The sequence below is a fragment of the Streptomyces sp. NPDC049541 genome (assembly GCF_044465725.1).
Taxonomy (GTDB): domain Bacteria; phylum Actinomycetota; class Actinomycetes; order Streptomycetales; family Streptomycetaceae; genus Streptomyces.
On record NZ_JBITLY010000007.1, the window covers coordinates 90,406 to 115,852 of the forward strand.

Annotated in this window: 22 protein-coding genes; 14 read left to right on the plus strand and 8 right to left on the minus strand. The window is 70.7% G+C overall.

What is annotated here, in order from left to right; genetic code table 11:
- Positions 1–212: 212 nt before the first annotated feature.
- From ACIBW9_RS25945 to ACIBW9_RS25955, 3 genes are all read left to right on the plus strand, one after another.
- Complete coding sequence (locus ACIBW9_RS25945) at positions 213–719, plus strand: MarR family winged helix-turn-helix transcriptional regulator (RefSeq protein ID WP_398958875.1); 507 nt, start codon at positions 213–215, stop codon at positions 717–719.
- 63 nt (positions 720–782) lie between these two features.
- Entirely contained in the window at positions 783–2,477 is a 1,695-nt protein-coding gene (murJ, locus tag ACIBW9_RS25950) for a murein biosynthesis integral membrane protein MurJ (RefSeq protein ID WP_398958878.1), read from the plus strand.
- Between the two features lie 96 nt (positions 2,478–2,573).
- Positions 2,574–2,999 carry a CBS domain-containing protein gene (locus tag ACIBW9_RS25955; protein ID WP_398958880.1) on the plus strand — a complete coding sequence of 142 codons (426 nt, stop codon included), beginning with the start codon at positions 2,574–2,576 and terminating at the stop codon, positions 2,997–2,999.
- A gap of 335 nt (positions 3,000–3,334) precedes the next feature.
- Here the strand turns inward: ACIBW9_RS25955 and ACIBW9_RS25960 are convergent, their stop codons facing one another.
- The gene (locus ACIBW9_RS25960) at positions 3,335–3,643 is read right to left on the minus strand and encodes a hypothetical protein (RefSeq protein ID WP_398958882.1); all 309 of its coding nucleotides are present in this window, start codon (positions 3,641–3,643) and stop codon (positions 3,335–3,337) included.
- 105 nt (positions 3,644–3,748) lie between these two features.
- On the opposite strand from ACIBW9_RS25960, the gene ACIBW9_RS25965 reads away from it, so the two are divergent.
- Together ACIBW9_RS25965 and ACIBW9_RS25970 are read left to right on the plus strand one after the other, a co-directional pair.
- Positions 3,749–4,420 carry a dienelactone hydrolase family protein gene (locus tag ACIBW9_RS25965; protein ID WP_398959669.1) on the plus strand — a complete coding sequence of 224 codons (672 nt, stop codon included), beginning with the start codon at positions 3,749–3,751 and terminating at the stop codon, positions 4,418–4,420.
- Positions 4,421–4,680: 260 nt separating this feature from the next.
- On the plus strand, positions 4,681–5,328 hold the full coding sequence (locus ACIBW9_RS25970; RefSeq protein ID WP_398958884.1) for a phosphoribosyltransferase: 648 nt from the start codon (positions 4,681–4,683) through the stop codon (positions 5,326–5,328).
- Positions 5,329–5,427: 99 nt separating this feature from the next.
- Here the strand turns inward: ACIBW9_RS25970 and argG are convergent, their stop codons facing one another.
- A complete protein-coding gene (gene argG / locus ACIBW9_RS25975; RefSeq protein ID WP_398959671.1) occupies positions 5,428–6,882 on the minus strand; it encodes an argininosuccinate synthase in 1,455 nt (484 codons plus the stop codon).
- Positions 6,883–6,986: 104 nt separating this feature from the next.
- Here argG and ACIBW9_RS25980 point away from each other — a divergent pair, with 104 nt between their 5' ends.
- The 4 genes from ACIBW9_RS25980 (at position 6,987) to ACIBW9_RS25995 (ending at position 12,230) form a co-directional block, all read left to right on the plus strand.
- Entirely contained in the window at positions 6,987–8,075 is a 1,089-nt protein-coding gene (locus ACIBW9_RS25980) for a hypothetical protein (RefSeq protein ID WP_398958886.1), read from the plus strand.
- 74 nt (positions 8,076–8,149) lie between these two features.
- On the plus strand, positions 8,150–9,055 hold the full coding sequence (locus ACIBW9_RS25985) for a fructosamine kinase family protein (RefSeq protein ID WP_398959673.1): 906 nt from the start codon (positions 8,150–8,152) through the stop codon (positions 9,053–9,055).
- A 343-nt stretch (positions 9,056–9,398) separates the two neighbouring features.
- The gene (locus ACIBW9_RS25990) at positions 9,399–11,735 is read left to right on the plus strand and encodes a molybdopterin cofactor-binding domain-containing protein (RefSeq protein ID WP_398958888.1); all 2,337 of its coding nucleotides are present in this window, start codon (positions 9,399–9,401) and stop codon (positions 11,733–11,735) included.
- 18 nt (positions 11,736–11,753) lie between these two features.
- Positions 11,754–12,230 (plus strand): (2Fe-2S)-binding protein, encoded by a 477-nt coding sequence (locus tag ACIBW9_RS25995; protein WP_398958890.1) that lies wholly within the window; start codon positions 11,754–11,756, stop codon positions 12,228–12,230.
- A 408-nt stretch (positions 12,231–12,638) separates the two neighbouring features.
- Here ACIBW9_RS25995 and ACIBW9_RS26000 read toward each other — a convergent pair whose 3' ends face one another.
- Positions 12,639–13,595 (minus strand): LysR family transcriptional regulator, encoded by a 957-nt coding sequence (locus tag ACIBW9_RS26000; RefSeq protein ID WP_398958892.1) that lies wholly within the window; start codon positions 13,593–13,595, stop codon positions 12,639–12,641.
- Positions 13,596–13,678: 83 nt separating this feature from the next.
- Here ACIBW9_RS26000 and ACIBW9_RS26005 point away from each other — a divergent pair, with 83 nt between their 5' ends.
- Both ACIBW9_RS26005 and ACIBW9_RS26010 read left to right on the plus strand, forming a co-directional pair.
- Positions 13,679–14,371 (plus strand): type 1 glutamine amidotransferase domain-containing protein, encoded by a 693-nt coding sequence (locus tag ACIBW9_RS26005; protein ID WP_398958894.1) that lies wholly within the window; start codon positions 13,679–13,681, stop codon positions 14,369–14,371.
- Positions 14,372–14,490: 119 nt separating this feature from the next.
- Complete coding sequence (locus ACIBW9_RS26010; RefSeq protein WP_398958896.1) at positions 14,491–14,892, plus strand: SseB family protein; 402 nt, start codon at positions 14,491–14,493, stop codon at positions 14,890–14,892.
- 75 nt (positions 14,893–14,967) lie between these two features.
- Here ACIBW9_RS26010 and ACIBW9_RS26015 read toward each other — a convergent pair whose 3' ends face one another.
- From ACIBW9_RS26015 to ACIBW9_RS26035, 5 genes are all read right to left on the minus strand, one after another.
- Positions 14,968–16,719, minus strand: a complete 1,752-nt coding sequence (locus ACIBW9_RS26015; RefSeq protein ID WP_398958898.1) for an RICIN domain-containing protein — start codon at positions 16,717–16,719, stop codon at positions 14,968–14,970.
- A 144-nt stretch (positions 16,720–16,863) separates the two neighbouring features.
- Positions 16,864–17,685, minus strand: a complete 822-nt coding sequence (locus ACIBW9_RS26020) for a carbohydrate ABC transporter permease (RefSeq protein ID WP_398958900.1) — start codon at positions 17,683–17,685, stop codon at positions 16,864–16,866.
- Positions 17,682–18,653 carry a carbohydrate ABC transporter permease gene (locus ACIBW9_RS26025; protein ID WP_398958903.1) on the minus strand — a complete coding sequence of 324 codons (972 nt, stop codon included), beginning with the start codon at positions 18,651–18,653 and terminating at the stop codon, positions 17,682–17,684. Before ACIBW9_RS26025 ends, ACIBW9_RS26020 begins: the two co-directional genes overlap by 4 nt.
- A gap of 7 nt (positions 18,654–18,660) precedes the next feature.
- Complete coding sequence (locus ACIBW9_RS26030) at positions 18,661–19,908, minus strand: extracellular solute-binding protein (RefSeq protein ID WP_398958905.1); 1,248 nt, start codon at positions 19,906–19,908, stop codon at positions 18,661–18,663.
- Between the two features lie 38 nt (positions 19,909–19,946).
- Positions 19,947–21,875 carry a glycoside hydrolase family 127 protein gene (locus ACIBW9_RS26035; protein ID WP_398958907.1) on the minus strand — a complete coding sequence of 643 codons (1,929 nt, stop codon included), beginning with the start codon at positions 21,873–21,875 and terminating at the stop codon, positions 19,947–19,949.
- Positions 21,876–22,116: 241 nt separating this feature from the next.
- On the opposite strand from ACIBW9_RS26035, the gene ACIBW9_RS26040 reads away from it, so the two are divergent.
- From ACIBW9_RS26040 to ACIBW9_RS26050, 3 genes are all read left to right on the plus strand, one after another.
- A complete protein-coding gene (locus tag ACIBW9_RS26040) occupies positions 22,117–23,139 on the plus strand; it encodes a LacI family DNA-binding transcriptional regulator (protein WP_398958909.1) in 1,023 nt (340 codons plus the stop codon).
- A 53-nt stretch (positions 23,140–23,192) separates the two neighbouring features.
- The gene (locus tag ACIBW9_RS26045) at positions 23,193–23,984 is read left to right on the plus strand and encodes a hypothetical protein (RefSeq protein ID WP_398958911.1); all 792 of its coding nucleotides are present in this window, start codon (positions 23,193–23,195) and stop codon (positions 23,982–23,984) included.
- A gap of 483 nt (positions 23,985–24,467) precedes the next feature.
- Positions 24,468–25,430: a class I SAM-dependent methyltransferase gene (locus ACIBW9_RS26050; RefSeq protein ID WP_398958913.1), complete on the plus strand. Its 963-nt coding sequence runs from the start codon at positions 24,468–24,470 to the stop codon at positions 25,428–25,430.
- Positions 25,431–25,447: the final 17 nt, after the last annotated feature.

Below are 25,447 nucleotides of genomic sequence, written 5' to 3' on the forward strand. Positions count from 1 at the left end.
GGGCGGTCGGACCCGTCAGCGGACAGGTCGCGTCGACCTTCGGCCGCTCGGGTGTGCCCGTGCGCCGCTGGAGAGCCGTCGCGGTGCGCGACTCCGGGTGGACCGCCGTGGACGCGCCCGACCTCGTCCACTACTACGCTCGCCTGGGTGAGAAGCGCCGCAGGAGCAGAATGTAGTTGAAATTTCAAACGGTGGTCCGGTAGGGTGTACCCATGCCCACCACACCGCGCTGGCTCAACGCCGAGGAACGACGAGCCTGGCTGGCCTACGTCGACTTCTCCACGCTGCTCGCCGACTATCTCAACCGCCAGCTGCGGCGCGACGCGGGCATGACGCACGCCGACTACAGCCTGCTCGCCTATCTCTCCTCCACGCCCGACGGCGTCCTCGGCATGTCCGAGCTGGCCCAGCGGCTCAAGATCACCCGCAGCCGGCTCACCCATGCGGTGAACCGCCTGCGGGAGGTCGGCCTCGTCGACCGCCGCGAGGACCCCGCCGACGGCCGCGGCCAACTCGCCTTCCTCACCGACGAGGGCCGCGCCCTGCTGGAACGGGCCGCCCCGGGCCATGTCGACGCCGTACGCCGGGCCGTGTTCGACGCCCTCACCCCGGAACAGGTACGGCAGTTCGCCGAGATCGGCGAGGCGATCAGCGACGCCCTGCACCGCGTGGAGCACACCGAGACCGATCCGGCCGTACTGCCGTGGCGGCGCAGGTAGGACTCAGCGCCGCTGCGAACGCGGCCGGCGAGTGAGGGGATCTTGATGGCATAGGTTGGCCGCATGAAGCAGGGGGAACAGCCCGCGACGCCGACCACGTCATCGGGCGACGGAAACGGAATACGAGGGCGGCATGCCGCCCGGCGGAGGAAAGCGGCGACGGGCGGCCCGGCCCGGTCATCGGTGCTGATGGCTGTGGCCACCGTCGTGTCCCGCGCCACGGGGCTGATACGGCAGGTGCTGCAGGCCGCGGCGCTGGGCCTGAGCCAGTTGGCCAGCACGTACAACACCGCGAACACGGTGCCGACCAGCCTGTACACACTGCTGATCGGCGGCGCCCTGAACGCCGTCCTGGTGCCCCAGCTGGTACGGGCCCGCGCCACCCATCCGGACGGCGGCCGGGCCTACGAGCAGCGCCTGGTGACCCTCGTGGTGTGCGTGCTGGGCGCGGGCACCGCGCTCGCCGTGTGGGCCACACCGCAGATCGTCGGCGTCTACATCCAGGACACCCCGGACCAGCACGAGGCCTTCCAGCTCACCGTGACCTTCGGGCGGTTCCTGCTGCCGCAGATCTTCTTCTACGGCCTGTTCGGCATCTACGGCCAAGTGCTCAACGCCCGCGAGAAGTTCGGCGCGATGATGTGGACCCCGGTCCTCAACAACGTCGTCCTGATCGGCATGTTCGGCGCCTACCTGGGCCTGATGACCGTCCCGGGGCGGGTCGAGGACATCACCGCGACCCAGGTGCGGCTCCTGGGCATCGGGACCACCGCCGGCATCGCCGTACAGGCCCTGGCGCTGATCCCGTTCGCGCGGGCCGCCGGATTCCGCTTCCGCCCGCGGTTCGACTGGCGCGGCACCGGCCTGGGCTCCGGGATCCACGCGGCGAAGTGGACGCTGCTGTTCGTCCTGGCCAACCAGGTCTCCCTGGCGGTGATCACCAACTACGCCAACGCCGCCGACGCGCAGATGCCGAAGGCCGGCATGGGCTACTCGAACTACATGTACGCGCAGAGCATCTGGATGCTGCCCCAGTCCATCGTCACGGTGTCCCTGGTGACCGTGCTGCTGCCGCGGATGAGCAGGGCCGCCGCCGAGGGCCGTGCCGCGGACCTGCGCGCCGACCTGTCGCGGGCCCTGCGCGTCAGCGGCGTCGTCATCGTGCCCGCCGCCTTCCTCTTCCTCGCGCTGGGCCCACAGATCGCCACGCTGATGTTCGCCCACGGCGCGTCCAATGCCGCCACCGCACAGCCGGGCGGCCAGATGCTGCAGGCCTTCGCCCTCGGCCTGATCCCGTTCTCCGCGCAGTACCTGCTGCTGCGCGGTTTCTACGCCTTCGAGGACACCCGCACGCCGTTCTTCATGGCGGTGTGGATCTCCGGGGTGAACATCGCCCTGGCCACCGCCTGCCATGTGCTGCTGCCCGTCCGCTGGGCCGTGACCGGCATGGCCGGCGCCTACGCCCTCTCCTACCTCGTCGGCCTCGCGGTCACGGCACGGCTGCTGCGCCGCAGGACCGGCGGCCGCCTGGACGACGGCGCCCTGCGCCGCACCTACCTCAAACTACTGACCGCCGCGGCCCTCGCCGCCGCCGCCGGCTGGGGCGCGGCACAGGCCTGCGCCGGCTTCCTGGGCAGCGGCACCTGGGCCACCGCGGGTGCCCTCGCCGCCGGAACGCTCGCACTGGTCTTGGCGTTTCTCGCCCTGGCCCGTCTCCTGAAGATCGCAGAGCTGCGCAGCCTGCCCGGACTGCGGTGACCCCCGCCCAGCGAAGGCCGATGGCCGGTTTACCGCCTGCGCTGCGGGCTACGCGGGCGGGAGCACTACTCGCCGATGCAGGACCTGGGAGCTGCCATGACCCGGAAGATACGCGACGTGATGTCACCCGGCGCGGCCGCCGTCGAGCCCATGACCACGGTGGCGCGCGCGGCCCGTCTGATGCGGGAGCAGGACCTCGGCGATGTGCTGGTGGCCTACGACTGCGACCTGTTCGGTGTGCTCACCGACCGGGACATCGTGGTCCGGGCCCTCGCCGCGGGCCGTGACCCCGCCGTCACGACCGTCGGCTCGGTGTGCACGCCACCGCCCGTGGTGACCCTGACGCCGGACGACACGACCGACCGCGCCATGGAGCTGATGCGCAAGTACGCCGTCCGCCGCCTCCCGGTCGTCGAGCGCGGCGGCTGCCCGGTCGGCATCGTCAGCATCGGCGACCTCGCCGTCACCGAGGACCCGCACACCGCCCTGACGGACATCAGCAGGGCGGCCCCGAACCGTTAGTAGCTGTAGGCGGGTGCGAGGTGTGCGCCACCGGCAGGCTCCTTCGCCGGTGACGATCCCGAACTCGTCGCGGAACTCTGGGAGCACCTCGCGGGCTGGTACGCCGCCGAGACCGGCCTCGACAACTCGCTGCTGCTGCAGCCCCTCGACGGCACGACTCCGACTACTGCTTCGTCGGCCATGCCCACTGGAACCTGGGCCTGGCGGCCGTCGCGCTGCGCCAGTTCACCAAGCCGAGCTTCTACCGCTTCCTGCAGCCCACCCTGAAGGAGAACCGCACGACCGTGATGCCGGTGCTGTACCACCTCGTACGGCTGCGGGACCGCTGACGCACCTCAGGTGCGCTGGTCCGGTCCCGTCATGTCGTCGAGGCGGGTCGTCTCACCGGCGTGGCGCGTGCGCACCCTGCGGTGGCGGCGATGGTTCGGCCGGTGCGAGACGCCGCTCACCGCGGTGGCCAGCGCCAGGCAGAAGATGAGCGCAAGGGCGAGGCCGGAGCTGAAGACGGCCAGCGTGTTCATGGTGGCGATGTGGTGGTCGAGCACCGAGACGGTGTAGTCGGGGCCCCCGGACAGGTTGCCGGCGATCGCCAGGGCGGTGAAGGCGCCTGTCGCCCCGAGGAGAAGCAGTCCGATGAGCAGCATCCGAGTCATCTCCTCGAAAGAGGTACTTCACCGGTACGGGTACCCGTGACCCAGCAGGCCATACGAGGCCCGCCAGGGCCGGCCACGAGGAAGAAGATGATGGCGATGATCTCCCAGCTGATCTCCGTTTCCGCAGGCGGCGTGACCCTCCCGGGTGATCTGGTCCTGCCCGACGCGGCCCGCGCGGTCGTGGTGTTCGCGCACGGCAGCGGCAGTTCCCGGCACAGCCCCCGCAACCGCGCGGTCGCCGCCGAACTGCGCACCGCCGGACTGGGCACCGCACTGATGGATCTGCTCACCGAGGAGGAGGACCGCCGGGACGCCTCCACGGCCGAGTACCGCTTCGACATCCCCCTCCTGGGCCGCCGCGTCGTCGCCGTCGTCGACTGGCTGGAGACACAGCCCGACACCGGGAAGCTGCCGGTGGTCCTGTTCGGTGCCAGCACGGGGGCGGCAGCGGCCCTGGTGGCCGCCGCCGAGCGGCCCCGACGGACCCTCACCGTCGTGTCGCGGTGCGGGCGCCCCGACCTGGCCGGCGATGTGCTGCCCGGCGTACGGGCCCCGGTGCTCCTGATCGTCGGCGGCCGGGACCCGGAAGTGCTGCGGCTGAACCAGTCGGCGGCCCGGGAGCTGAGCGGTCCGCACTCGCTGCGCATCGTGCCCGGCGCCACGCATCTCTTCGAGGAGCCGGGAGCGCTGGAGCAGGTCGCGGAGATGGCGCGGAACTGGTGCGAGGACCGTCTCAAGATCGCAGGCGAGGCCGTGGCGGAGCAGTGAGCGGCGGGAGCCGCGCATGTCCTTCGCCGTGGACTCCGCCGCTGTGCGCGGTCGGCCAGTTCTTCCAGCCGCGGCAGCCGCTGTGGCTGCTGCTCGGCGGCTCCGGCACCGCGCCTCCCATAGCTCCAGTCCGCCCCCTGGTCATCCAGGCCGACTCCCCGGGGGACGGAGGGACGCGTGTGCTTCGACAGGCGCGTGCGGGGTACGCGGGGAACCGGACCGAGGGGGTCGTCCGCGCGCGGGAAGGAGTGGCGACCGCGATGCAGTTCCATGACCGCACACAGGCCGGGCGGGAACTGGCCGGGCGGCTGCGGATCCAGCAGGAGAAGGGCGTCCTGCCGCACCCCGTCGTCCTGGCCCTGCCGCGCGGCGGCGTCGCCGTGGCCAGGGAGGTGGCGCGGGCGCTGGATGCCCCGCTCGACGTACTGGTCGTACGGAAGATCGGCGCCCCCTTCCAGGAGGAGCTCGGCGTCGGCGCGATCGTCGGCGACGACGATCCCCTCTTCGACGAGGACGCCCTCGTACAACTGGGTCTGACCCGGGCCGTGCTGGCACCGGTGGTGGAACGTGAACGCAAGGAACTCCACCGCCGTGAACGCCTCTACCGTCAGGGCCGCCCCGCCCCCGAGCTGACGGGCCGCACCGCCATCGTCGTCGACGACGGGCTCGCCACCGGATCGACGGCCCGTGCCGCCCTGCGATACGTACGGCGACAGGCCCCCGAGCGGGTCGTGCTGGCCGTGCCCGTCGGCTCTCCGCACGCGGCGGACCAGATGCGCGCCGAGGCCGACGAGGTGCTCTGTCTGCAGCGTCCGGCGTCCTTCATGGCCGTGGGCCTGTGCTACGAGAGGTTCGAGCAGCTGACGGACGAGGACGTGCTGCGGGCCCTGCACACGGCGGCCGGCTGAACCCGCCTCGTACGGGGGCGTCGACGCAGCGACGGCGAAAGGCCGGCCCGACACCAACGGTGTCAGGCCGGCCTTCTGCGTTCGCGGACGATCTGCCGGTCAGTCCGTGCCGGACTCCATCGCGGCGCGGTCCAGCAGCGCGTCCTCCTCCGAGACCTCGCCGCGCGAGGCGATGGCCTCCGCGCCGCCCTCCGGCAGCTCCGGCATGGTGCCGATCAGGCCGGTCGCGGCCGCCTGGGAGGCGCCGATGGTGGGGCTGCCGGTGCCGATCAGGCCGAGGCCGACGTACTGCTCCAGCTTGGCGCGGGAGTCGGCGATGTCCAGGTTGCGCATGGTCAGCTGGCCGATCCGGTCCACCGGGCCGAACGCCGAGTCCTCGGTGCGCTCCATCGACAGTTTGTCCGGGTGGTAGCTGAACGCCGGGCCCGTGGTGTCGAGGATCGAGTAGTCCTCACCGCGGCGCAGCCGCAGCGTCACCTCGCCGGTGACGGCCGCGCCGACCCAGCGCTGCAGCGACTCGCGGATCATCAGCGCCTGCGGGTCCAGCCAGCGGCCCTCGTACATCAGGCGGCCGAGGCGCCGGCCCTCGTTGTGGTACTGGGCGAGGGTGTCCTCGTTGTGGATGGCGTTGACCAGCCGCTCGTACGCCGCGTGCAGCAGGGCCATGCCAGGCGCCTCGTAGATGCCGCGGCTCTTGGCCTCGATGATCCGGTTCTCGATCTGGTCGGACATGCCCAGGCCGTGCCGGCCGCCGATGGCGTTGGCCTCCATCACCAGGTCGACCGGGCAGGCGAACTCCTTGCCGTTGATCGTCACCGGGCGGCCCTGGTCGAAGCCGATCGTCACGTCCTCGGTGACGATCTCCACCTCGGGGTCCCAGAACCGCACGCCCATGATCGGCTCGACGGTCTCGACGCCCGTGTCCAGGTGCTCCAGCGTCTTGGCCTCGTGGGTGGCGCCCCAGATGTTGGCGTCGGTGGAGTACGCCTTCTCGGTGCTGTCCCGGTAGGGCAGACCGTGGGCGACCAGCCACTCCGACATCTCCTTGCGGCCGCCGAGCTCGGTCACGAAGTCGGCGTCGAGCCAGGGCTTGTAGATCCGCAGGTGCGGGTTGGCGAGCAGGCCGTAGCGGTAGAACCGCTCGATGTCGTTGCCCTTGAAGGTCGAGCCGTCGCCCCAGATCTGGACGTTGTCCTCGAGCATCGCCCGCACCAGAAGGGTGCCGGTGACGGCGCGGCCCAGCGGGGTGGTGTTGAAGTAGGCACGCCCGCCCGAGCGGATGTGGAACGCCCCGCAGGTGAGCGCCGCCAGGCCCTCCTCGACCAGCGCCGCACGGCAGTCGACGAGACGCGCGATCTCGGCGCCGTACGTCTTCGCACGGCCGGGCACCGAGGCGATGTCGGGCTCGTCGTACTGGCCGATGTCGGCGGTGTAGGTGCACGGGACGGCACCCTTGTCGCGCATCCACGCGACCGCGACGGAGGTGTCGAGGCCGCCCGAGAAGGCGATGCCGACGCGCTCGCCGGCGGGCAGGGAGGTGAGGACCTTGGACATAGGAAGAGTATGCATGATCTCGCATGATCATGCAAAGCCTTGGTTGAAGGTCGATTCCTGTGGGTTCCTGTCCTAGGAGCCCGCGGCTCAGGCACCATGATCGTGTGACATACGCGGTGACTGTGGACGTGGACCTCCCCAAGGGCGCCCCGGAGCTCGACGTTCTTCAACGGGAGGGCGTCGGCTTCCTGCTGCGCAAGGGGCTCGATTCGATCGCGGCCATCGAGGGGCCCGACGGAATGGAAGTGGACCTGGTGGACGACGTCATCGCCGTCCATCCCGCCGGGGTCCTGCTGAAACTCTTCGTCGACGCACCGGCGCTGGAGTTCGCCGAGGACGCCGCCCGCGAGGTCGTCGCGGAGCTGCTGGAGCGCAGCGAACCCCTCGCCGACTGGGAGATCACCCGCTGCGGGGTGGAGCTGCACCCCGACCTGCTGCAGGAGAGCCTGGACGCGGCCGACGGCCCGGACGCACCGCCCGCGGATCCCGCCGAACGCGCACGCCGTCACGCCGCGGCCGAACCCTCCACCGGGGCCGGGCGTCTCGACCGCGACGAGGTCGACGCCATGCGCAGCACACTCCGTGCCCTCGCACCCACTCTGCGCGCCTTCCCGCTCGAGGCCTTCGGCCACCACGAGGACGAGCAGGAGCGGACCGTCAGCCGCGAGGCGGCGGAGATCGCGGCCGGTGCCGTCGTGTACGCCATCGATCTGCTGGTCGACGAACTCTTCACGGACCTAGCCGGTCTGGAGGAGGACGGGCCCACCGTCGCGGAGACCGACGCGCCGTTCATGGTCCTGGACGATCTGCCCCCGCAGTTCGCCCTGCAGTACACAGTCCTGTTCGTCCGTCGCCTGACCGTCACCGCGGTGACCATGACCGGCCGCCTCACCCAGCCGCACTTCGGCGGGCCCAGCTGCGTGGCCGAGGAACTGCTGCTGAAGTTCCTGCTCGCCCAGGCCGAGGTGACGGCCGACCTCTACGAGCTGCTGAGCGACGAGGTCGAAACCGCCCTGCAGGTCTTCGCCGACGGCGTGTTCGAGGACCTGGACCACGACTGGCTGTACACCCCGACCGCGGACGGCATAGCCAAGGGCTCCGTGCAGGACTGGTTCATCCCCTTCGGGGACGAGCGCTACGTCCACCCCTACGCCGCCAATGACGACGGCGATGACGAGGAGCACCTGGACTGACCGAGCCCCGGACCGCGCCGCCCTGGACCGAGCCCGACCGGCCCGCGCGCGGTCCTAGGGTGGTGTCCGTGCACATCGGCTTCCCCTCCGACGACGACAGTGATGGCGTCGACAGCGACGGCGTCGGCAGCGACGGACCGGGCGCGGCCGCGGCCAGGATCACCGGGCGTACCGTGCGCGGCGAGCGACGGTTGTCCGCGTCCCTGGCCGAAGTCGGCCTGGACGACGGGCAGTCCGTGATGGTCAAGCGCGGTGACGATCCGGGCGCGGTGCAGGCGGAGGCGGCCGGGCTGCGCTGGCTGGCCGACGCCGGCACGGTCCGCGTTCCGGACGTCCATGGGCACGACCGGCGCTGGCTGGTGACCGACGTGGTCGCACCGGGCCCGCCGACGGCCCGCGCCGCGGTGCGGTTCGGGCGCGGCCTGGCCGCCCTGCACGCCGCGGGCGCCCCCGCGTTCGGCGCGCCCCCGCCCGGCGGTCCGGTGGACGCCTACATCGGGCTGGCTCCGATGCGCAACGTCCCCGGCACCGACTGGCCCCGCTGGTACGCCGAGCACCGTGTGCTGCCGTATCTGCGCACGGCCGTCGACCGGGGCACGATCCGGCCCGGCGAGACGGGCGTGATCGAGCGCGTCTGTGAACGGCTGCCCGAACTGGCGGGGCCCGCCGAGCCGCCCGCCCGGCTGCACGGCGACCTGTGGAACGGCAATGTGCTGTGGGGAGCCGACGGGCACGCCTGGCTGATCGACCCGGCCGCACACGGCGGCCACCGGGAGACCGACCTGGCGATGCTGCACCTGTTCGGCTGCCCCCACCTGGAGCACGTGCTCGACGGCTATCAGCAGACGGCCCCGTTGGCCGACGGGTGGGCAGAGCGGGTGGCGCTGCATCAGCTCTTCCCGCTGCTGGTGCATGCCGTGCTGTTCGGCCGCGGATACGCCGAGCAGGCCCTTGCGTCAGCACGAAGGGCCCTCGCGTGACGAGACGCGAGAGCCCCGCTCTTCACCCCGGAAAATCTGCGCGACCTGATCCCTGACTGACTGTCAGGGCGGGCCGCAGGCGAGGCCATGAACGTTTCCTCGCCGCTCACTTCACGCAACGGCGTCGAACTGCCGTGCAGCAACGTCACCTTGACCGGCCGCAGAGCCGTGCCCGCCCAGGCATTCGGGTTTTCCGCCCGACCTCCACCCGTCAGCTTCACACACCCCACGACTTATGGCTCTTCCGTGTGGAAGCGGCTCGTAGATCTTTCGCGGAACGCGGCTGACGTGCACAGTCGGGATCCGCCATCGAGGCGAATGCCGCGCGCTTGGAGGACCGCTGATGGGAGCCCACGAACACCCGCAGCCGCAGGACGCCGATCCCGCTGCGGACGGCATCGGGCGCAGACGCTTCCTGGGGTACGTCCTGGCCGCCTCGACGCTCACCGTCGCCGCCGAGATCGGCGAGGCCGTCCTCGCGCCCAGCCGGGCTGCGGCGGTCGTCCCCTCGGTGCCCGGACCGGCCGAGATCTACGACCTCAACGACATGCTCACCCATGCCACGCTGCCCACCGCGAACCTGATCACCATCCGGGTCGACACCGACGGCACCGCCTCCTTCGCCCTGCCCCGGGCCGAAGTCGGCCAGGGCATCACGACCTCCAGCGCGATGCTCGTCGCCGAGGAACTGGACCTACCGCTGGACAAGGTCCGCGTCACCCTCGCCGACGCCCGCCCCGAGCTGCTGTTCAACCAGCTCACCGGCGGATCCAACACCACCATCTCCACCTTCACCCCGATCCGGGTGGCGGCCGCCGTCGCCCGCGGCCGGCTTCTCGAAGCCGCAGCCCTTGAACTGGGCGAGGCCGCCGACACCCTCACCGCGAAGCTCGGCGTCATCACCTCCTCCGTGACCGGCAAGAGCCTCACCTACGGTGAACTCTCCGCGAAGGCAGCGGCAGTGACGACCAGTCAGGTGGCGGTCAGGCTGAAGTCATCGTCCGAGTTCAAGGTCATCGGGACCGCGCAGCGACGCGTGGACGCGCTGGAGGCGGTCACCGGCCGCAAGAAGTTCGCGATGGACGTCCACGTGCCGGGCGCGCTGCCGGCCATGGTGTGCCGTCCGCCCACGATCAACGGCACGGTCCGCACGGTCGACAACCTCGACGAGGTGCGGGCCATGCCCGGCATCACCGACGTGGTTCGGATTTCCACCGGCGTCGCCGTCCGCGGCCGCACCTTCGGGCAGTGCATCGACGCTGTGCGCGCCCTGAAGGTCACCTGGGGTCCCGGCACCGTGGACGACGCCTCCGACGACACCATCCGCGAAGAACTGCGCAAGGCCGAACTCCCGCTCCCCGCCCTCGACCTGCTCACCAAGTCGGTCGACGCCCGCTTCACCTTCCACTTCGCCAGCAACAGCGCCCTGGAGACCAACTGCGCCGTCGCCGACGTACGCGAGGACTCGGCCGAGGTCTGGGCCAGTCTGAAGTCCCCGATCACCGCCCAGGAACAGATCGCGCTCACCCTCGGACTGCCGGCGAGCGCGGTCAAGGTGCATGTCACCCAGGGCGGCGGCTCCTTCGGACGCAAGCTCTTCCACGACGGAGCCGCCGAGGCCGCCGAGATCTCCAAGGCGACGGGCAAGCCGGTCCGGCTGATGTGGCACCGCACCGACGACTTCCGCCAGGGCCGCACCCACCCCATGTCCACCTCACGGGTACGCGCCACCTACGCGCTCGGCCAGGTCCTCACCTACGACCAGCGTCACACCTCCGTGGCCACCGAATTCGGCCACGGCGTCGGTGAGATCATCACCTCCGAGGCCGCGCGACTGCCCGTCGGCGACCTCACCTTCTCCGAGACGATCTTCACGCTCACCCAGCAGACCCCGTACAACTTCGGTGTCGTCACCCAGCTCCTCAGCGAGATCGACAAGGGCTTCCACACCGGCTCCATGCGCAACATCTACTCGCCCAACGTGCGCTGCGCGCAGGAGCTGATCGTGGACGAGCTGGCCAAGCGGATGGGCAAGGACCCCTGTCGGTTCCGCCGCACGTTCCTGAAGGACGAGCGGGCGCGGGCCGTCCTCGACAAGGCCGCCGAGGTGGGCAGTTGGGGACGCAGCATGCCGGCCGGCACGGCTCAGGGCATCGCCCTGCACCCCGAGTACCACTCCTTCGTCGCCGTCCTGGCCGAGATCGACTGCCGTCCGCAGACCAGCGGCCGCAAGGTCCCCGACGCGTACACCGGACCACGGGTCACCAAGGTCGTCTGCGCGGTCGACGCCGGGCTGGCCGTCAACCCGCGCGGCCTCGAGGCCCAGATGATGGGCGGCATCATGGACGGCATCGCGATCACCCTCAGTTCCGGACTGCACCTCGCGGACGGGCACTTCCTCGAAGGCAGTTGGGACAACTACTTCTACACCCGCCAGTGGAACACCCCGCCGGAACTGGAGATCGTCGTCATGCCGCCGACCACCGGCAGGCCAGGCGGTGCAGGCGAGCTGGCCGTCGCGGGCGCGATGGCGGCCGTGGCCTGCGCATACGGGCGCGCGACCGGCACCATGCCGACCACGTTCCCGATCAACCACGCGGGCCCACTCGGCTTCGCACCGCTGCCCACCACCCCGCCGATCCCGGCGTCCCCCACCGACGGCCTGAGCCGCGCCTACTAGGAGCCCAGGAGGCCCTTCGTGCCCGAACACACCTTCATCCTCAACGGCACACCGGTGACCGTGGACATCGAGGACGACGTACGGCTGCTGTGGGTGCTGCGGGACGTCCTGGGCGTCACCGGACCGAAGTACGGCTGCGGGCTCGGCGTGTGCCAGGCCTGTACGAGCCACATCAACGGCAAGGCCTTCAACCCCTGCAGCGTCCCGGTCAAGGACCTCGGCCCCACCGACGAGGTGACGACCATCGAAGGCCTGCCCGCCACCGTCGGCAGGGAACTCCACCCGATGCAGGAGGCCTGGCTGGAGTACGACGTCGCCCAGTGCGGCTACTGCCAGCCCGGCCAGATCATGACCGCGGTCGCCAAGGTCCGCCAGGCCCGCGAGGAGGGCCGCGACATCAGCGAGGCCGACCTCGACGAGATCCGCAACGTGTGCCGGTGCGGGACGTACCACCGGATCAGGGAGGCGATAGTGGCGGGTGCGAAGAAGTATTGAACCGTACGGGTGCAGGGCGCTCCGCGGGGATCCGCTCACCGGTCCGGCAGTTGAACCCGCTGAAGGTGTGCGGGCACCGCACCACACCGCCCTCCGGGACCGGAAAATTGGTGATCCAGTCGCGCTGCGGAGCGGTTCAATGTGGGGATGAACGATGCTCTGTGGGAGCGGCTCCCGATTGAGGACCGGCGGGAGATAGACGAGCTGGTTGCTGCGCGACGACACATTCCGGCAATCGCGCTGATGCGTGAGCGCGCCGGTCTGCCGCGGCCGGAGCTCAGGGACTGCGTTGACCTCCTGGAAGAGCGTGCTCGGGTTTTGCGGGGGTAGGCACAGGCCGGTCGGGTCGATCAGGCATCTGGACAGTCCGGGCTGTGGACGCAGCCCCGCGCCCCTTCTGGGCGCTGCTCAGTTGCGCACCGCCTGGAGCAGGTGGTCGCGGACCAGGGCGACGTGTGGGTTGGCGGAGGCGCCGGGGCGTTGGACGAGGAAGGCGGTGTTGATGGGTGGGTCGTCCGGGTCGTGCAGCAACACCAGGGCGCCCGAGGCCAGTTCGTCGGTGCACAGGTAGCGGGGGAGGACCGTGAAGCCCGTGCCGCCGACCACCGCCGCCTTGACCGCGTTGAGGTCGGGCATGGTGACCGCCGGCTGACACACGAGGCGTCTGCCGAAGACATGACGCCAGTAGCGGCGCACGATCGGCAGATCCTCGGCGTAGGCGACCAGCGGCACACCGTTGAGGGCGGCGGGCCCCGCGGTGGCGATCCCGGCCGGCCCGCCGATGCGCTCGGCCCGGACGGGGGCGGCGACCAGCACGAAATCCTCGTCCCCGAGGGGCACGGCGGCCAGGGCCCGGCCGCGTGGCCGGAAGGTCGCGATCACCAGGTCGTGGCGGCCCGCCCGCAGATCGTCCAGGAGCGGCTCGGTCAGGCCGGGTGTGATGCGCAGCCGTACGCCTCGGTCCACCAGCGGCGCCAGGCCGGGCAGCACCGAACGCGTCAGGAACTCGTGCGGTCCCGCCAGGTGCACCGGCTCCGGCGGCTGGTCGTCGGCCGGTCCGCCCCGACCGGTGATCGCGGCGAGGGAATCCAGCGGCTGCACGACACGGGCGGCGAGCTCGTCGGCGTACGGGGCAGGGGAGGCCCCGCGGGCCTGGCGCTGGAACAGCTCCCGGTCCAGTTGCCGCTCCAGCGCGCGCACCTGCGTCGTGACCGTGGGCTGCGACAGCCCGAGCAGACGCGCCGCGGCCGTGAAGGAGCCGGTGCGATAGACAGCGAGAAAGGTGCGCAGCAGATTCAGGTCCAGTGCCGTCGGGCCGCCGACCTGCGCTCTCTCCTCGCGATCATTGGTTTCCCTATTCCTCATATTGATGAGCCTATTGGATTCCAATGGCAGGCGGGACTTACGGTTGGATCACCACCGTGCTGACGACCCCTCGGAGACAGAGCATGTCGAAGATCCTTTTCGTGATGACCGGCGTCGACTACTGGACGCTGGCCGACGGCACCCGTCACCCCACCGGCTTCTGGGCGGAGGAGGCCGTGGCCCCCTACGAGGCGTTCAAGGCCGCCGGTCACGAGATCGTCGTGGCCACTCCGGGCGGTGTCGTACCGACCGTGGACAAGGGCAGTCTCGCCGCCGAGTACAACGGCGGGCAGGAGAACGCCGACCGCGTCGCCGGCGTGCTCGCCGCCGCCACCGAGCTGCAGCACCCCATCAGCCTGCAGGACGTGAACCTCGACGAGTACGCCGCCGTGTACTACCCCGGCGGCCACGGCCCGATGGAGGACCTCGCCGTCGACGCCGACTCCGGCAAGCTGCTCACCCTCGCCCTGGAGTCCGGCAAGCCGCTGGGTGTCGTCTGCCACGGCCCGGCCGCGCTGCTCGCCGCCGAACAGGACGGCGTCAACGCCTTCGCCGGATACCGGGTGGCCGCTTTCACCAACGACGAGGAGACCCAGTCCGGCTTCGCCGACAAGGCCAAGTGGCTGCTGCAGGACCGGCTGACCGAGGCGGGCGTGCAGGTCCAGGTCGGTGAGCCGTGGGCGCCGCACGTCGTCGTCGACCGCAACCTGGTCACCGGCCAGAACCCGGCCTCCTCCGCCCCGCTCGCCGCGCAGCTGCTCAAGACGCTGGGCTGAGCCTCCCGGTCGGCGGTGTCTCGCAACACATGACCCCGGCAAGCACGGGTAGCCGCCCCGGCGGACCACCGGCGGGCACAGTGCCGTGTCCCGCTGTTCGACCGGTGATTGGATCAACCGTGACCGACTACTCTCCCGACGGCTCCACCCCCGCCGTACATCAGGCCCTGCGAGCCGTGGTCGGGGGCGATGCGAACGAGGCCGAGCTGAACATCCTGGCCGGCAGCGAGGTACTGGTGCCAGCCGGTTCCGCTGCCGCCCAGGAACAGGATCCCTCGGCGGTGACCCTGCCCGTCTACGCGCAGGAGGACGGCACCGAGCTGGTGCCTGTGTTCACCACCGAAACCCGCCTGCAGCAGGCGCTTCCGCAGGTCACCCGGCATCGCCGGATAGCGCTCGGTACCCTCGCCCACCGCTGGCCGTCCGAGACGCTGGCGCTCGTCATCGACGCCGGTACACCGGAGGAAGTGGCTCTGACAGCCGAGGGCGTCAGGCAACTGCTCGACCGGGGCGCCGCCTGACGTCACATACCGGCAATTCCTTACGTCATCCTGAGTGTGGGCGTTCCCGCGGCTACGGGAGCGCCCACACTCACCTCACCGCGACGTCAGCTTCCACAAGTGGTCGGCCGTGCCGTTGTCGTCCCACTGCAGGACCTGCGCCCCGGACGCCGTACTCATGTTGGTCACGCCCAGCAGCAGCCCGCTGTTGTAGTTGGCGATCTTGTAGTAGCCGTCACCGGACGGGATGAGCTGCCAGAGGTGGTCGGCGGTCCCGTTGTCACCCCAGATCAGGGCCTTGCCGCCGTCCGACGTGCTCATGGAGTCGATGCCCAGCAGCAGCCCGCTCGCCTTGTTGACGATCTTGTAGAGGCCGGAGCCGGCGGCCGTCAGCGTCCACGACTGGCTGCTGCCCGTGCTCGACGTCGCCTGGACGACCGAGGTGCCCTGCGCGGTCCCCGCCCCCGAGGTGTCGAGGGCGAGCGCGCTGTTCTTGTTGGTGATCTGGTACGTCCCGGCCAGCGAGGTCGAGGTGCCGCTCGGGGTGATCACCAGGTGGTAGCCGTCGCTCGCGTTCGTCGTCACGGGCACGGTGATCTGGCCGTTGCTCACGGTGTAGTCGGCGTCCGAGACGGTGATCGGGCCGGACACCGCCGTCGTGCGGCCCTTGGAGGGCGTGTACTCCAGCTTCGCGTGCACCGTGCCACCGAACGCCGACAGCGAGCCGAGCCCCTTGACCGTGACCGCGCTTGAGCCTGCCCCGCCGCCGAAGATGACGCTCACCTGGTTGCCGGCGCTGTTGAGCGAGGCCGCGCCGTCGATGCCCGTCTGCGCCGGGGGAGTGGTGACCAGCATGTTCCCGGACATGTCGCCGTACCACTTGTAGAGCCAGTACGCGCCGTTCGGCGAGGCCCCGGTGTCGGTCAGGGTGTCGCCGAGGGTGCCGTAGTGGTTCCAGAAGGCCATCTCGGCGTCATGCACACCCGCCCGCTCGAACTTGGCCGCGTAGCTGACCAGCGGTCCGGGCACGCCCACCTCGCTCGTCGTGCCGTACTCCTCGATGGAGATCGGCCGCGGGCTGATGCCGAGGCTGCTCTCCAGGGCCCGGTACGCGGAGACGTGCGCGGCGATGTTCTGCGAGCCCTGCAGTTCGTGCCAGGCGATGATGTCGGGGACGGTGCCGCTGGCCTTGGCGTCGGTGAGGAACGTGCTCATCCAGGACTGGTTCCACACCGAGTAACTCGGCCCCTGGATCGGCGTCTTGGTGTCCTTGGCCCGGACTTCCTTGTACGTGCGCGCCCAACCGGCGTCGAACGCACCGGCGTTGGTGGTGTCCCACGTCCAGTCCGGCTCGTTCCACAGCTCGTACGCGGCGATGTTGGTGGCGCCCGACGACTGCACGGAGGCGACCTGCTTGTCCACCGCGGACAGCCAGTCACTCCAACTCACCCATTTGTAGGGGAAGTTCGGATACCAGTCCGGCATGCGTACGACGACCTCGGCGCCGGCCCGCGCCGCCTTGGACGCCACGACGAGCGCGTCGCCCGCGGGCTTGGGCTCGCCGTTGGGCAGCTGGGAGCCGCCCGGCGCCATCTGGACGAAGGTGTTCGGCTTGAGCGGGGTGACCAGGCTGTCGGCGGGAGTGGTCGCGTCCGCGAGGCCGTAGAGGCTGCCGGTCGCCACATGGGTGACGGGGCGCAGGGTCTGGTCGGCGTTGACGACCAGGGTGGTGGACGCGGTGGGGGCCGCCTGCGCGGGCGTGGCGATGGCGAGGGCGGCGCCTGCGAGGGCGATCGCGCCGACGGCGGCGGTCAGGCGTGCGGGGACGGGGGGTCTGGTGCGGCTCATGACGGTCTTCTCCTCACGGAGGGGGATGGGGGCAGAACAGGCCGAACAAAACAGCTGCCGGTGCGCCGGCGCCCCGGAAGGGGCGCGGGGCTGTTTCGATCCGCGGCGCAGCCGCAGAATCGGCAAAACCAGCGGAGCGCCGTCTCAGTCCTTCACGGCGCCGGCCGTCACACCCGCGGCCACATACCGCTGTGCGAGCACCAGCAGTACGGCCGCGGGAACGGACGCGACGACGGCGGTGGCCATGATCGCGTTCCACTCCTGGTTGTTGTTGCCGATGTACTTGTAGATGCCGAGAGTGATCGGCCTCAGATCCCCGCCGCCGTCGAGGGTGTTGGCGAAGACGAAGTCGGACCAGGCCCACAGGAAGCTGAACAGCGAGACGGTGACCAGGGCGTTGCGGCTCACCGGCAGCACCACGGACCAGAAGGTGCGGAAGGTGCCCGCGCCGTCGATGCGGGAGGCGGCGATCAGCTCGCCCGGGATGCCTGACATGAACGCCGTGAAGATCATGACGCCGAACGGCACGGCGATGGTGGAGTCCGCGATGATCAGGCCCCACCAGGAGTTGAGCAGACCGAGGTCCAGGAAGATGCCGTAGAAACCCATCGCCATGACGATCCCGGGGATCATCTGCGCGATCAGCAGCCCCAGGCCGAGCGCCCCGCCCCCGCGCGGACGGAGCTTCGCCAGCGAGTAGCCGGCCGGCGCGGCGAGCAGCAGGGTGAGCGCGACCGTGCCCAGGCCGATCAGCAGGCTGGTGCCCAGATACGGCATCTGGTCGTCCAGGACGGCCTTGTAACCCTCGAAGGTGGGGTGCAGGGGCAGCAGGTCCGGCGGGTCCTTGCGCATGTCCTGCTGCGGGGTGAGGGACACGTTCAGCATCCAGTACACCGGGAACAGCATCAGCGCGGTCAGGACCAGCCCGATGACCGTGTAACGGCGGGCAGGCGTACGGGACTTCATGCTTCCTGCCTCCTCTGGACGCGGATGTACAGCAGCCCGAAGACGAGCGCGATCAGGATGAGGATGTTGCCGACCGCCGCGCCGGGGCCGAACTTGGGCAGCAGCGTGCCGAAGCCCAGCTGGTAGGACCAGGTCGCCAGGGTGGACGAGGCGTCGCCAGGGCCGCCCTTGGTCATGATCCAGATCAGGTCGAACACCTTGAGCGTGTAGACGAGCCCCAGCAGCAGCGTGATCGCGGAGACCGGGCGCAGCAGCGGGAAGGTGATGCGGCGGAACTGCTGCCAGGCGCTCGCCCCGTCCAGCGCCGCCGCCTCGTACAGCTCGGCGGGGATGTTCTGCAGGCCGCTGTAGAGGATGACCAGGTTGAAGGGGATGCCGATCCAGATGTTCGCGACGATCACCGAGGTCAGCGCCCAGTCCGGCGAGGTGAGCCAGCCGACCGGGCTCACGCCCAGGAAGTGCAGGAAGTAGTTCACCACTCCCGACTCGCTGTTGAACATCCACGACCATGTCGACGCCGACACGATCAGCGGCAGCAGCCACGGGATCAGGAACAGCGCGCGCAGGGTGGGCGCGAGCCGGAAGTGCCGGTTGAAGAAGACCGCCAGGGCGAGCCCGATGACGTACTGGAAGGCGATCGACACGAAGGTGAAGATCATCGTGTGGCGTATCGCCGGGCCGAACGTCGGGTCGTCCAGGACCTTCTGGAAGTTGTCCCAGCCGGAGAACGGCGCGTCCCCCGCCACGAACGACCGGACGGTGTAGTCGCGCAGGCTCAGGTCGAGGTTGCGGTAGAGCGGATAGAGGTAGAAGGCGGCAAGGTAGGCGAGGAGCGGGGTGACGAAGGCGAGCGCGGTCAGCCGGCTCCTGCGCCGGTGCCGGCGGCGCAGGGACTCGGCGTCGGTGCCGCTCGCCCCCGCCGCGGCGGACGAGGCCCGCCGCGGACGGTCGACCCGGGCGATGGTCATGCCGGTCCTAGCCCTTCTGCGCGCTCGACTGGGCGGTGTCCAGGGCGTCCTGCGGGCTCTTGCTGCCCGACAGCGCGGCCTGGACGGCGGTCCACATCGGCTGGGAGATGGTCGGGTACTTGGTGCCCAGACCGCCGCTGGTCCGGCCGCGGGCCGCGGCCACCGCGTCCACCCAGGGCTTCAGCTTCGGGTTCTGCTTCACCTGCTCGGCCTGGACCGCGGCCGTCGGCGCGACGTACTGCAGCGTCGTGTCGGTGGGCAGCAGGTTCGCGTCGCTGGTCAGACACGTGACGATCTTCTTGCTGGCGTCGTAGCGCCCGGTGTCCTTCTGCACGGGCACGGTCACGAACTCGCCGCCGGTCGGTACCGGCGCCGAACCGCCGTTCTGCCCGGGGATGTTGATGATGCCGTAGTCGAAGCCGGCCTTGGCCGCGTTGCCCAGCTGCCAGGTGCCGTTCTCGCCGAACGCGTAGTCGCCGGTGGCGAACTCCTGCCAGCTGGTCGTCTGGGTGTTCTGCAGGACGTCCTTGGGGGCGTACCCCGCGTCCACCCACTGCTTCCACAGCGACAGCGCGGCAACTCCCTTGGCGGAGTTGAGCTTGGTCAGGTCACCGCCCGCGCCCCAGAACCACGGCAGGAACTGGAAGCTGCCCTCCTCCGTGTTGATCGCGGAGAACGTGATGCCCTTCTTCCCGGCCGACTTGACCTTCTTCAGGGCGGCCGTCAGGGAGTTCCAGTCCTTGATGGAGGCCGCGTCGACACCGGCGGCGGCAAGGACCTTCTTGTTGTAGTAGAGCGCGAGCGTGTTCGCGCCGATCGGCACCCCGTACGCCGCGTTGCCGATGGTGCCCGCGCCGATGATGTTCTTCTGGATCGACTTCGTGTCCAGGCCGAGATCGCTGGTCTTGTTGAGGATCCCGGCCTCCACCAGCGTGGAGACGACCGGGTTGTCCACCAGCATCACATCGGGCGCGTTGCCCTGCTGGGCGGCCAGCAGCGCCTTGTTGCCGAGGTCGGTGGTGTCGTACGCGGTGCGCTTGAGCTTCACCCCGGCCTTCGTCCCGCACCCGGTCACCAGCTTGCCCCAGGCCGAGGAGGCGTCGAACTGCGGGTAGGGGTCCCAGAAGGTGTACGTCCCGCCGGTCTTGCCGGAGGAGGAGTCCGAGGAGCCGGAGCCGCCTCCGCAGGCGGTCAGGGAGGCGAGTGTGCCGACGGCGGCGAGCGCGGCGAGGAGAGTGCGGCGGGTGGGTATCACGGGTGACCTCGTTGTCGTAGAGCGAAGTTGAGGGTGCGTCAGGAAGTGGGCAGCCAGACGCGCATGGCGCCGTCCTGCCGGTTGGCCCAGGCGTAGTAGGGGATCGCCGTGAGCTCGACGGACTCGCCGTCCGTGGGGGCCTCATCGGGGTGGGCGGGCCGGTACGGCCACCAGCCCGCGTCGGGGATGTCGCGCCGCCGCCCGGCGGCCACGACCGTGGTGACCCCGCCGAGCAGGTCCGGGCGGTGCTTGACGGCGAGCGGACGGGACGGGTCGAGGACGATGTCGTCGAGGCCGCCGCCCGGGTGGTCGACCTGCTCCAGGCAGTACACGAGCGGGCCGCGTTCGATAGCCGCGCAGCCGCGCACGGCGTCCACACGCGGGTCGCCCGCCGTCAGCCGCGGCTCCAGGCCGAGTTCGAGGACGACCTGGTCGCCCGGCGCCCAGGTGCGCTCGACGCGCAGCCAGCCCTCGGTGACCGGAGCATCGGTCTGGTCGTACGTCACCTCCCCGCACCGCACCCGGAACTCGCGGCACCACTGCGGGATGCGCAGCGACAGCGTCCAGGGCCGGTCGGCCGGGGTGTCCTCGACGGTGAGGGCGATCGTGCCGTGCCAGGGGTAGTCGGTCTCGGCGCGCACGGCGATCGGCCCTGCGCTGTAGCGGCCGGAGACGTACTGGTGGATCTGCAGGCCGTCCTCGTCGCCGGTGGCGAGGTAGTGCTCAAGGCCGGCCAGCAGCCGCATCACGTTCGGCGGGCAGCAGGCGCAGCGGAACCAGCGGGTGCGGCGGGCCGACTGGTCGCCGCCGGGGTCGGTGTGGCCGTCGCGGACCTGCAGCGGGTTGACGTACAGCCAGCGCTCGCCGTCCAGCGAGACGCCGGCGAGGAAGCCGTTGAACAGGGTGCGCTCGACCAGGTCGCAATAGCGGGCCTCGCCGGTGAGCAGGGCCATGCGCCAGCTCCACTGCACGGAGGCGATGGCGGCGCAGGTCTCGCAGTAGGCGCGCTCGTTGGGCAGTTCGTACGGGTCGCCGAAGTCCTCCCAGTCGTGGTGGGCGCCGAGGCCGCCGGTGAGGTGGGTCTTGGTGGTGGTCATGGCGTGCCACAACCGCTCGGCGGCGGCACGCAGTTCGCCGTCCCCGGTCTCGGTGGCGAGGTCGGTGGCGGCGGCCAGCAGGTACAACTGCCGTACGGCGTGGCCCTCGACGTTCGTCGCCTCGCGCAGCGGCACCCGGTCCTGGCAGTAGGCCTCGCCGCCGAGCAGACCGTGGCCGTGCCGGTCCACGAAGTAGCCGGCCAGGTCCAGATAGCGGCGCTCGCCGGTCTCCCGGTACAGCTCCACCAGCGCGGTCTCGACCTCGGGGTGGCCGTCGATGCCGTCGATCTCCTTGCCGCTGCCGGGCGGGCCGAAGACGGAGTCGATGTGGTCGGCGAACCTGCGGGCCACGTCGAGGAGTTCACCGCGTCCGGTGGCCCGGTGGTGGGCGACCGCCGCCTGGATGAGATGACCCGCGCAGTACAGCTCGTGACCCCAGCGCAGGTCCTGGTAGCGCTCGCCGCCCTTGACCAGCTGGAACCAGGTGTTGAGATAGCCGTCCGGCTGCTGGGCGGCGGCGACCAGGGAGACGATCCGGTCGACGTCAGCCTCCAGCTCGGCGGACGGGCCTTGGGCCAGCTGCCAGGCCGCCGCCTCCAGCCACTTGTAGACATCCGTGTCGACGAACGGGTACGCGCCCTGGAACTCGCCCTCGGTCGCGCCCGCCGCCAGCCGCAGATTGTGCAGGTTGCCCGCGGACTCGAGCAGGTCCGGGCCCTGTGGGATGGAGGTGTGCGCGTTGACCTGGCGGCGGGCGTGCCAGAAGCCGTCGGCCACCTCTGCGGCGGCGGGGCGCAGGACGGCACGGGCATCGGGGCCGAGGCGGACCGGGCCGGCGGGGGAGGGCTGGGTGGAGCGGGCGCGGGGCATGGCTCTCCGGGAGGTGAGGGCGGGGCGGCGGGGCAACGGCTGAGCAAAACGATGAGCAACCGTTTTCCTCGCCGAGCAGTAGAGTGGAGCGAAGGAATCACGGTCAAGGGCTCTGCACGAGTTTTCTCTTGTTGCTCAAGGACTGGTACTCCGTTCCGCCGCCTGACACCATGGGGCGCGCCGTGCTTGACGATGAACGACACTGACCGACGAAGGTCCAGCACTGAGAAAAGGATTGCCCGTGACCGAAGCCGCTCCGCGATCCATCTCCGCCGGCCGCGCGAAGCTCGCCGACGTCGCCGCCCTCGCCGGGGTGAGCGTCGGCACGGCATCCAAGGCGCTGAGCGGCAGCGGCCGGATGCGCCCGGAGACCCGGCAGCGGGTGCTGGACGCCGTGGAGACGCTCGGCTTCCGCCCCAACCAGCATGCGCAGAGCCTGCACACGGGGCGCAGTTGGACGGTCGGGCTGATGACGACGGACGGCATCGGCCGCTTCAGCACGCCCGTGCTGCTGGGCGCCGAGGACGCGCTCGGTGCGGGGAAGATCTCGGTCCTGCTGTGCGACACCCGGGGCGACACCATCCGCGAGCAGCACCACCTGCGCAACCTCATGGACCGCCGGGTCGACGGCATCATCGTCACCGGCCGGCGCACGGACCCGCGCCCGCCCCTGAAGGGCCTCCACGGCATCCCGGTCGTCTACGCACTCTCCCCGTCCACCGACCGCTCCGACACCTCCGTGGTCTCGGACGACCGGGGCGGCGCCCACCTGGCCGTCGAACATCTGCTAGCCACCGGCCGCACGAAAATCGCCCATGTCACCGGCCCCGAACACCACGCGGCCGCCCGTGAACGCGCCCGCCACGCCGTCGACCTGCTGGAGCGCTCCTCCCTCCAACTCTCCACCGGCCGCGTCCACTTCGGGGAATGGAGCGAGGCCTGGGGCCGCCGGGCCGCCGACGCCGTCCTGCGCACGGCCCCCGACACGGACGCCGTCTTCTGCGGCAACGACCTGATCGCACGAGGCGTCGCCGACGCACTGCGCGAGCGCGGCGTGGCCGTACCCGGCCGGATCGCCGTCGTCGGCTACGACAACTGGGACACCATGGCCCTGGCCTGCCGCCCGCCGCTGACCACGATCGACATGGACCTCACCGAGATCGGCCGGATCGCCGCCCTGAAACTGCTGGAGGCCATCGACTCCGAGGCGGTGCCCGGAGTGCACACGGTGCCGTGCCGGCTGGTGGTGCGCGAGTCCACCTGACCGCCCTTGCCGCGGCGTTGACGGATACCGCCGGGCTGCCGACGATGATCGGCATGCGTTTCCTACGGCGACTGCGCGGCGACCTCTCCGCCGGAGAGAACCTGGAGCTGTACGTCACGGCTCTCCTCTCCCTGACCCTCGCCGTACTGGGCGTGTTCGACGTGGCCGGTGGCAAGGTCCTCGCCGCCGCCACCCTGGCGACGCTCGCCCTGCTGGCCGGGAGCCTGCTGGGCAGCCGGCGTCAGATCGCCGACCTGGCCGCGGAGGTCCGGGCCGGCCGCTCCGGGGACGTCTCCGCGGCGGACTTCTTCAGCAGGGACAAGCCCGAGGCCGTCGAACAGGTCCGCGCCGCACGGGACATCCGGATCGTCGGCATCACCCTCGCCCGCACCCTGCGCAACCTCGTCGACGAACTGGAACACCGCGCCGCGGCCGGCGCAGTCATCAAAATTGCACTCATCGACCCCACGTCCACGGCACCCGCCGAGGCCGCCCGGCGCAGCACCATCGCCGACCGGCCCGAGGTCTACGAGAACCGGTTGCGCCCCTCGATCGACCTGCTCAAGGAACTCGTGGAGAGGCCGGGAGCGGACGGCAGGGTCGAGGTCAGGTTCCTGCCCTTCGTGCCGGCCCACGGGCTGATGCTCCTGGACCCCGGACGGTCGAACGGCGTCGTCCACGTCGACCTGTACTCCCACAGCTCCGCCAGCGGCGACGCCGTCTTCACGGTGAGGCCGGGGCGCGACGGCCACTGGTACGAGCACTTCCAGGCCGAGTTCGAGCGCGTGTGGGAGTCCGGCCGCCCGGCCGGCCCCGGGGACGGTTTTCCCGGCGCCCGGTTGTGACGGGACGGGCCGGCTGAGCGGTTCGGTCTGGACCAGGCGCCTCCGGTACGGGGCTGGGGCCCGCAAAAGGGGCCCCGGCAGACCGGCCAGACGACCAGGCCATCGAACGGTCCCCGGCGGAGGGATCTACCGCGCAGCCGACGCCCGCCGTCGGCCCCTGGTGCGGGTTCCCGGACCGGCTCCAGCTACGTGCTGCACCCGGACGACGCCGACCGACTGAGCGGCCTGCACCGGGGCCCCGCCTCACCCTCGAACGACCTCGACAGCGCCGGACGGCGTGTGCGGTACCGACCATGGGCGCCTGGGTCACCGACAGCCGCAACTCCCCACCGGGCGCAGCACGCCCCTCGACTTCCGCCGGCGTGGACTCTCGTCCGTCCGTTGCGCGCCCCCACTGCATGAGCGCGATCATGCGACGAGCTGTTCACTGGACGTTCAAGTGGGCGACCATTTGTTCGGGCCCCAGTGAGTAGGTTCCCTTTCATGGCGACTGCACAAGCAACTGACAACAATCCCGGCGAGCTGAAAGACGTCCCGGGCTGGTTTCCGCCGTTGGACCAGGTCCTGTTCACCTGGTTCCTCGAGCGTCAGGAGACGCGTGGGTTCCGGGGCGACCTGCTGGAACTCGGCGCCTACATGGGCAAGAGCGCGATCCTGCTCGGCCAACACCGCCAGGACGGCGAGGAGTTCACCGTCTGCGACCTCTTCGGCGGCGACGCCCCCGACGGAGCCAACCAGGCCGAGACGGCGAAGTCGTACTCCTCGCTCACCCGACAGGCCTTCGAGCGCAACTACCTCTCCTTCCACGACGCCCTGCCCAGGGTGATCGAGGCCCCCACCTCCGTGATCTCGAAGGAAGTGGCCCCCGGCAGCTGCCGCTTCGTCCACATCGACGCCTCGCACCTGTACGAGCACGTCCACGACGACATCGGCGCGGCCCGCGATCTGCTCGTGCCCGACGGCATTGTCGTCCTCGACGACTTCCGCTCCGAGCACACCCCCGGCGTCTCGGTCGCCACCTGGGAGGCCGTGCTCAACCGCGGACTGCGCCCCATCTGTCTCAGCACCCAGAAGCTGTACGGCACCTGGGGTGACCCGCAGCCCGTGCAGGAGGAACTGCTGGCGATGCTCAGGGACCGTACGGACGTCGGCCTGAGCGTCCAGGAGGCCGCGGGGCACTGCCTGGTCCGCACTCGCGCCCAGAAGGGGATGCAGCCGCCGCCCTTCCCGCGCTCCCGGTACTACACGGCGCCCGAGCTGCCCACATCCCCGGCGTCGGCCCCTGCCACCGCTTCCGCCGCCCCTGCGGCCTCCGCGCGCCGTCGTCCCCGCTCCCGGGTCCGCCGTATCGGCGTGGACCTGCTGCCGCCGATCGTCACCCGGGCGATACGTCGAGCTCTCGCGCCCGGCGCTCAGGGGGTCACGCGGCGTCCGTTCGCGCAGTAGCCCCGCTCGACCTCCGT

What these genes read in the sequence shown, in the direction of transcription:
- ACIBW9_RS25945 (WP_398958875.1), top strand. Translation starts at nt 213, where the DNA reads ATGCCCACCACACCGCGCTGGCTCAACGCCGAGGAACGACGAGCCTGG.
- murJ (WP_398958878.1), top strand. Translation starts at nt 783, where the DNA reads ATGAAGCAGGGGGAACAGCCCGCGACGCCGACCACGTCATCGGGCGAC.
- ACIBW9_RS25955 (WP_398958880.1), top strand. Translation starts at nt 2,574, where the DNA reads ATGACCCGGAAGATACGCGACGTGATGTCACCCGGCGCGGCCGCCGTC.
- ACIBW9_RS25960 (WP_398958882.1), bottom strand. Translation starts at nt 3,643, where the DNA reads ATGCTGCTCATCGGACTGCTTCTCCTCGGGGCGACAGGCGCCTTCACC.
- ACIBW9_RS25965 (WP_398959669.1), top strand. Translation starts at nt 3,749, where the DNA reads ATGATCTCCCAGCTGATCTCCGTTTCCGCAGGCGGCGTGACCCTCCCG.
- ACIBW9_RS25970 (WP_398958884.1), top strand. Translation starts at nt 4,681, where the DNA reads ATGCAGTTCCATGACCGCACACAGGCCGGGCGGGAACTGGCCGGGCGG.
- argG (WP_398959671.1), bottom strand. Translation starts at nt 6,882, where the DNA reads ATGTCCAAGGTCCTCACCTCCCTGCCCGCCGGCGAGCGCGTCGGCATC.
- ACIBW9_RS25990 (WP_398958888.1), top strand. Translation starts at nt 9,399, where the DNA reads ATGGGAGCCCACGAACACCCGCAGCCGCAGGACGCCGATCCCGCTGCG.
- ACIBW9_RS26000 (WP_398958892.1), bottom strand. Translation starts at nt 13,595, where the DNA reads ATGAGGAATAGGGAAACCAATGATCGCGAGGAGAGAGCGCAGGTCGGC.
- ACIBW9_RS26005 (WP_398958894.1), top strand. Translation starts at nt 13,679, where the DNA reads ATGTCGAAGATCCTTTTCGTGATGACCGGCGTCGACTACTGGACGCTG.
- ACIBW9_RS26015 (WP_398958898.1), bottom strand. Translation starts at nt 16,719, where the DNA reads ATGAGCCGCACCAGACCCCCCGTCCCCGCACGCCTGACCGCCGCCGTC.
- ACIBW9_RS26020 (WP_398958900.1), bottom strand. Translation starts at nt 17,685, where the DNA reads ATGAAGTCCCGTACGCCTGCCCGCCGTTACACGGTCATCGGGCTGGTC.
- ACIBW9_RS26025 (WP_398958903.1), bottom strand. Translation starts at nt 18,653, where the DNA reads ATGACCATCGCCCGGGTCGACCGTCCGCGGCGGGCCTCGTCCGCCGCG.
- ACIBW9_RS26035 (WP_398958907.1), bottom strand. Translation starts at nt 21,875, where the DNA reads ATGCCCCGCGCCCGCTCCACCCAGCCCTCCCCCGCCGGCCCGGTCCGC.
- ACIBW9_RS26045 (WP_398958911.1), top strand. Translation starts at nt 23,193, where the DNA reads ATGCGTTTCCTACGGCGACTGCGCGGCGACCTCTCCGCCGGAGAGAAC.
- ACIBW9_RS26050 (WP_398958913.1), top strand. Translation starts at nt 24,468, where the DNA reads ATGGCGACTGCACAAGCAACTGACAACAATCCCGGCGAGCTGAAAGAC.